Raw genomic sequence first — 5,902 nt, forward strand, 5'->3', positions numbered from 1 at the left:
AGTTCGACATCGCCTCCGCCGAGGCCAAGGTCGCGGCGGCGAACGTCGCGGCGTCCCAGGCCGCGATCGAGGCCGACAAGGTCCGGCTCGACTACACCATCGTGCGCGCGCCGATCGCCGGCCGCCTCGGCCGGGTGCTGGTCACCACCGGCAACCTCGTCAAGGGCAACGAATCCGCCGGGACCGGGCTCGTCACCATCACGCAGATGCGGCCGCTCCGCGCCACCTTCTCGCTCCCCGAGCGCGACCTCGACGGCTTGCGGGCGGCGCTGATGCGGCCCGGCACCGCGCCGGTCCGGGTCTTTTCCAGCGGCAGCGAGGCGGTGCTGGCGGTAGGCCGGCTCTCCTTCGTCGATTCGAGCGTCGACCAGGCATCGGGCACCGTCACCGCCTGGGCGCTGTTTCCCAACGAGGACGACCGGCTCTGGCCCGGCCAGTACGTCCGGATCGAGGTCGATCTCGGCTCGCGACCCGGCACCGTGACGGTGCCGCAGGCGGCGGTGCAGCCGGGGCAGGAGGGCAGCTTCGTCTGGGTGGTGCGGCCCGACCGCCATGCCGAGCGCCGGACCGTCGAGGTGATCACCTCCCGCGACGGCAAGGCCGCCGTGAGCCTGGGCCTGCGCCCCGGCGAACGGGTGGTGGTCGAGGGCCAGTTCCGGGTCCGCCAGGGCCTTCCCGTCACCGAGCGGCCGCAGGACGCGACCGAAGCGCAGGCCGCAGCCGGCGCGCCCACGCGGATCGAGTGAACCGATGAACCTCTCGGCCCCGTTCATCCGCCGGCCCGTCGCCACGATCCTGCTGTCGATCGCGCTGACGCTGTCGGGGCTGTTCGCCTACCGCTTCCTGCCGGTGGCGGCCCTGCCGACCGTGGATTTCCCGACCATCTCGGTCACCGCGCAGCTCCCCGGCGCCTCGCCGGAATCGATGGCGGCCTCGGTGGCGACGCCGCTGATCAAGGAATTCTCCACCATACCCTCGATCGCCACGATCTCGGCGACGAACTACCAGGGCTTTACCTCGATCACCGTCGAGTTCGAGCTGTCGCGCAACATCGACCAGGCCGCCGCCGACGTGCAGGCGGCGATCACCCGGACCCTGCGCCGGCTGCCGGTCGAGCTGACCATCCCGCCGAGCTTCCGCAAGCTCAACCCCGCCGACGCACCGGTGATCCTGCTGGCCCTGTCGAGCGAGACCACGCCGCTGCCGACGCTCGACGCCTTCGCCCAGACGGTGATCTCGCCGTCCCTGTCCACCATCACCGGCGTCGGCCAGGTGCTGGTCTATGGCAGCCAGAAATTCGCGGTGCGGATCCAGCTCGATCCCAACGTGCTCGCCGCCCGCGGCATCGGCGTCGACGAGGTGCAGGCGGCGATCCAGAACGCCAACACCTCGACCCCGGTCGGCGTGGTGGAGGGGAGGGGGCAGAACCTCACCATCCAGACCAACACCCAATTGATGAACGCCGACGGTTTTCGCGATGTGATCGTGGCGGTGCGCAATGGCCGGCCGGTGCGCCTCGGCGAGGTCGCCCGGGTGATCGATTCGGTCGAGAACAACCGCATTGCCTCGTGGAAGGACGGCACCCGCGGCCTGGTGCTCGCCGTCCAGCGCCAGCCCGACGCCAACACGGTCGACGTGGTGGATCGCGTGCGCGCCATGCTGCCGAAGTTCCAGGAGCAATTGGGGGCGAGCGGCACCATCGACGTCGTCAACGACCGCTCGCTCTCGATCCGCGAGGCGGTGCACGACGTGCAGTTCACGCTGGTGCTGACCATCGTGCTCGTCGTCGCGGTGATCTACTTGTTCCTCGGGCGGCTCGCCGCGACGCTGATTCCCTCGGTGGCGGTGCCGATCTCGATCATCGCTACCTTCGGGGCGATGTACGTGCTCGGCTACTCGATCGACAACATCTCGCTGCTCGGCCTCACCCTGGCGGTCGGCCTCGTCGTCGACGACGCGATCGTGATGCTGGAAAACATCGTCCGGCACGTCGAGGAGGGGATGAAGCCGTTCGAGGCGGCGCTCAAAGGCGCGGGCGAGATCGGCTTCACCATCCTGTCGATCACCATCTCGCTCGTCGCGGTGTTCATCCCCGTCCTGCTGATGGGCGGCGTCGTCGGGCGCATCTTCAACGAATTCGCCATCGTGGTGACGATCGCCATCGTCGCCTCGGCGGTGATCTCGCTGACGCTGACCCCGATGCTCGCCGCCCGCCTGCCGGCCGACGCCGCCGGGCACGGGCAGAAGAAGAACCTGTTCGAGCGCGGCTTCGCCCGGATGCAGGGACTTTACGAGCGCGGCGTCGATCTCTGTCTGCGCTGGCCCTTCGCGGTGCTGATGGTGTTCTTCGCCTCCGTGGCGCTCACCGCCTGGATGTTCGTCGTCATCCCCAAGGGGTTCTTCCCCTCCGAGGATATCGGCCAGCTCCAGATCGCCACGGAAGCCGGCCAGGACGTGTCCTTCGACGCGATGAGCGCGCTCCAGCACGAGGCCGAGGTGATCCTCGCCCGCCATCCGGCGGTGGCCCATGTGGTGAGCCGGGCGGGCTCGAACGGCTTTTCCGGCACCCTCAACCAGGGCTCGTTCTTCGTCGAACTGAAGGACCGCGACCAGCGTCCGCCGCTGTCCAGGACCATCACGGAATTGCGCCGGGACCTTGCCACGGTCCCGGGCCTGACCTCGTTCATCACGCCGGTGCAGAACCTGCGGCTTGGCGGGCGCCAGTCGAAGAGCCAGTACCAGTACGTCGTGCAGGGCCTCGACCGGCCGGGACTCGAGCGCTGGTCCGAACGGCTGACCGAGGCCCTGGCGAAGGACCGCGCCACCTTCACGGGCGTCACCAGCGATCTCCAGAATGCCGCGCTCCAGGCCAAGGTGACGGTCGATACCGACAAGGCGCAGGCGCTCGGCATCACCTCCGACCAGATCCGTCAGACCCTCTACACGGGCTTCGGCACCCGCCAGGTCTCGACGATCTACGGCACCGCCGACAGCTACCAGGTCATCACCGAGTTCGACCCGCGCCTGAACTGGACCGCCGACCGGCTCGACGAGATCCGCCTGCGCTCGTCGAGCGGCAAGCTGGTGCCGCTCTCGGCGGTGGCCGGCGTCACCCGCGTCCCGGGACCGCTCTCGATCAACCAGCTCGGCCTCCTGCCGGCGGTGACGATCTCGTTCGACCTCGCCCCCGGCGTGGCGCTCGGCCAGGCGGTGAACCGCATCGCCGAGATCAAGGAGTCGCTCGGGGTGCCGGGCACCATCACGACGACCTTCGCCGGCACCGCCCAGGTGTTCCAGGACGCGCTGGCGAACCAGGGCCTGCTCTTGGCGGCAGCGGTCATCACCATCTACCTCGTGCTCGGCATCCTCTACGAGAGCTTCATCCACCCGCTCACCATCCTCACCGGCCTGCCGGCGGCGGCGATCGGGGCGCTGGGGGCCCTCCAGCTCTACGGGATGGACCTCTCGGTGATCGCGATCATCGGCGTGCTGATGCTGATCGGCATCGTGAAGAAGAACGCCATCATGATGATCGACGTCGCCCTGGTGCTCCAGCGCGAGCAGGGCTGGAGCCCGGCGGCGGCGATCCGCGAGGCCTGCTCCTTACGCTTCCGCCCGATCATGATGACGACGGCCGCGGCCGTGATGGGCACCCTGCCGATCGCCATCGGGCACGGGGCCAGCGCCGAGTTGCGCCAGCCGCTGGGCGTCGCGGTGGTGGGCGGGCTGCTGGTGTCGCAGCTCCTCACCCTGTTCATCACGCCGGTGCTCTACCTCTACATGGACCGTCTCGGGACGGGCGTGACCCGGACGGTCCTGGCGCTGCGTCGCGGCCGCCGGCCGGCGGCCCGGCCCGACGACGCGGAGGGCCGGCTGCCGGCGGAGTGAGCCGGGGCCGGCCTCAATGCTCCTTGGCGGCGGCCGTGACGGCGATGACCGGCTCGGGCATCGCCGAGGAATGATGGTGCGCGATCAGCCACTCGCCGTCCTTGAGGACGTAGACGAAGCTGTAGCGGGCCGGCACCACGACGGACTCGCCCGGCTTCTTGCCGTCGACCAGGAAGGTATAGGTGCCGACATCGGTCGCCAGGTTGCAGCCGATGCGGATCGTGTGGGTGTTGATGACGCCCTGCGGGTGCTTCTCCAGGAAGTGCACGAAATAGTCCTGGATCATCGCCCGGTCGGTGCGCGGCGTGTTCGAGACCGTCGGCAGCAGCACGGCGTCGGGGGCGTAGTTCGCCGTGACCTTCGCCGGGTCGAGGGTCGCAAGCGACGCGTTCCAGCGGTCGAACAGGCCCTCGATCTGGCGCTCGCTCACCGCGGCGCAATCCATCGCCTCGGCCCGGGCCGGCACGGTGCCGGCCAGCGCCGCCCCGACCGCCAGGGCGGCCGCCATCATCCTCGTCGTCATCCGATCGTCCCCTGCCTTCGTGAAGCAGGGGAACGGTACGGCGGCCGTCGCGCGCAATCGACGTTAAATCCACGCGGTTTCGCGAGGACTCCGAAATCTTCCGAGGTAGTTCGGATGACCGAGGGGCAGGACGCCCCTCTTCTAACGGTTAGAGGCTTGCGCCACCGCGGAATCAGGCCGCGGCGAGCGGGCGCGTCGCCTCCGCCAGCCACGCCCGGGTCTCCGGGTCGACGAGGTCGTCGAGGGCTTCGCGCACCCGGGCGTGATAGGCGTCGAGCCACGCCGTCTCCGCCGGGGTGAGCAGCTCCGGCGCCACCAGGGCGCGGTCGAACGGTGCCAGCGTCAGGGTCTCGAAGCCGAGCATCGGCCGCTCGGCGCCCGGCAGGCTCGTCTCCTCGACCAGCACGAGGTTCTCGAGCCGGATGCCGAAGGCCTGCACCTTGTAGTAGCCGGGCTCGTTCGAGACGATCATGCCGGGCTGGAGCGCCACCGTGCCGGTCTTGGCGATGCGCTGCGGCCCCTCGTGCACCGACAGGAAGGCGCCGACGCCGTGGCCGGTGCCGTGATCGAAGTCGAGGCCGGCCTCCCAGAGCGGCCGGCGGGCGAAGGCGTCGATCTGCGCCCCGGTCGTGCCGCGGGGAAACATCGCGGTCGCGATGGCGATGTGGCCCTTGAGCACCCGGGTGAAGCGGTCGCGCATCTCCGGGCTCGGGGTGCCGACCGCCACCGTGCGGGTGATGTCTGTGGTGCCGTCGGCGTATTGCGCGCCGGAATCGATCAGGAACAGCTCGCCGGGCTGCACCCGGCGGTCGGTGCCGCGCGAGACCCGGTAATGCACGATGGCGCCGTTCGGGCCCGAGCCCGAGATCGTCGGGAAGGCGATCTCCCGCAACAGGCCGGTCTCGGCCCGGAAGGCCTCGAGCCGCACCACCGCGTCGATCTCCGAGATGCCGCCCCCCGGCGCCTCGCGGGCGAGCCAGGCGAGGAAGCGGGTCACCGCCGCCCCGTCGCGCCGGTGGGCGGCGCGGGTGCCGGCGATCTCGGCGGCGTTCTTCGCCGCCTTCATGGCGGTGATCGGGTCGGGCCCGACATCGACGCTGCCGCCCGCCGCCTCGATCCGCCGGCGCAGGGCCACGGCGCCGGTCGCCGCGTCGAGGCGCACCCGGGCCTTGCCCGCGCCGAGGGCATCGAGCGCCTCGGTCAGCACTTCCGGGTCGTGGCGCTCGGCGAGGCCGTCGAGGGCGGCGAGCGCCTCGGCCGTGACCTTGCGGGCGTCGAGGAAGAGGCGCGGCAGGCCGTCCCGCGGGATCACCGCGTAGCCCAGCGGCAGGGGGGTGTGGGAGACGTCGCCGCCGCGCAGGTTGAACGCCCAGGCGAGGTTGTGCGGGTCCGACACGACGAGCGCGTCGAGCCGCGCCTTGTCGAGGGCGGCGCGCACGCGGTCGAGCTTGGCCGAGGCCGCCTCGCCGGCGAGGCGGCCTCGGCCAAGCT

4 protein-coding genes are annotated in these 5,902 nt (G+C 70.6%); 2 read left to right on the forward strand and 2 right to left on the reverse strand.

Annotated elements, in window-relative coordinates:
- A partial coding sequence (locus QR78_RS23930; protein ID WP_048430101.1) for an efflux RND transporter periplasmic adaptor subunit occupies positions 1-746 on the forward strand: 746 nt, incomplete at its 5' end.
- A 4-nt stretch (positions 747-750) separates the two neighbouring features.
- Complete coding sequence (locus tag QR78_RS23935; RefSeq protein WP_048430102.1) at positions 751-3,888, forward strand: efflux RND transporter permease subunit; 3,138 nt, start codon at positions 751-753, stop codon at positions 3,886-3,888.
- 13 nt (positions 3,889-3,901) lie between these two features.
- Here the strand turns inward: QR78_RS23935 and QR78_RS23940 are convergent, their stop codons facing one another.
- Together QR78_RS23940 and QR78_RS23945 are read right to left on the reverse strand one after the other, a co-directional pair.
- Complete coding sequence (locus QR78_RS23940; protein WP_048430103.1) at positions 3,902-4,411, reverse strand: SgcJ/EcaC family oxidoreductase; 510 nt, start codon at positions 4,409-4,411, stop codon at positions 3,902-3,904.
- Positions 4,412-4,583: 172 nt separating this feature from the next.
- On the reverse strand, positions 4,584-5,902 hold a 1,319-nt coding region (locus QR78_RS23945; protein WP_048430104.1), incomplete at its 5' end, for an aminopeptidase family protein P.

This window comes from Methylobacterium indicum (assembly GCF_001043895.1).
In the GTDB taxonomy this organism is placed as follows: domain Bacteria; phylum Pseudomonadota; class Alphaproteobacteria; order Rhizobiales; family Beijerinckiaceae; genus Methylobacterium; species Methylobacterium indicum.

Coding starts and splice junctions, on each gene's coding strand:
- QR78_RS23935 (WP_048430102.1), top strand. CDS start 751: ATGAACCTCTCGGCCCCGTTCATCCGCCGGCCCGTCGCCACGATCCTG.
- QR78_RS23940 (WP_048430103.1), bottom strand. CDS start 4,411: ATGACGACGAGGATGATGGCGGCCGCCCTGGCGGTCGGGGCGGCGCTG.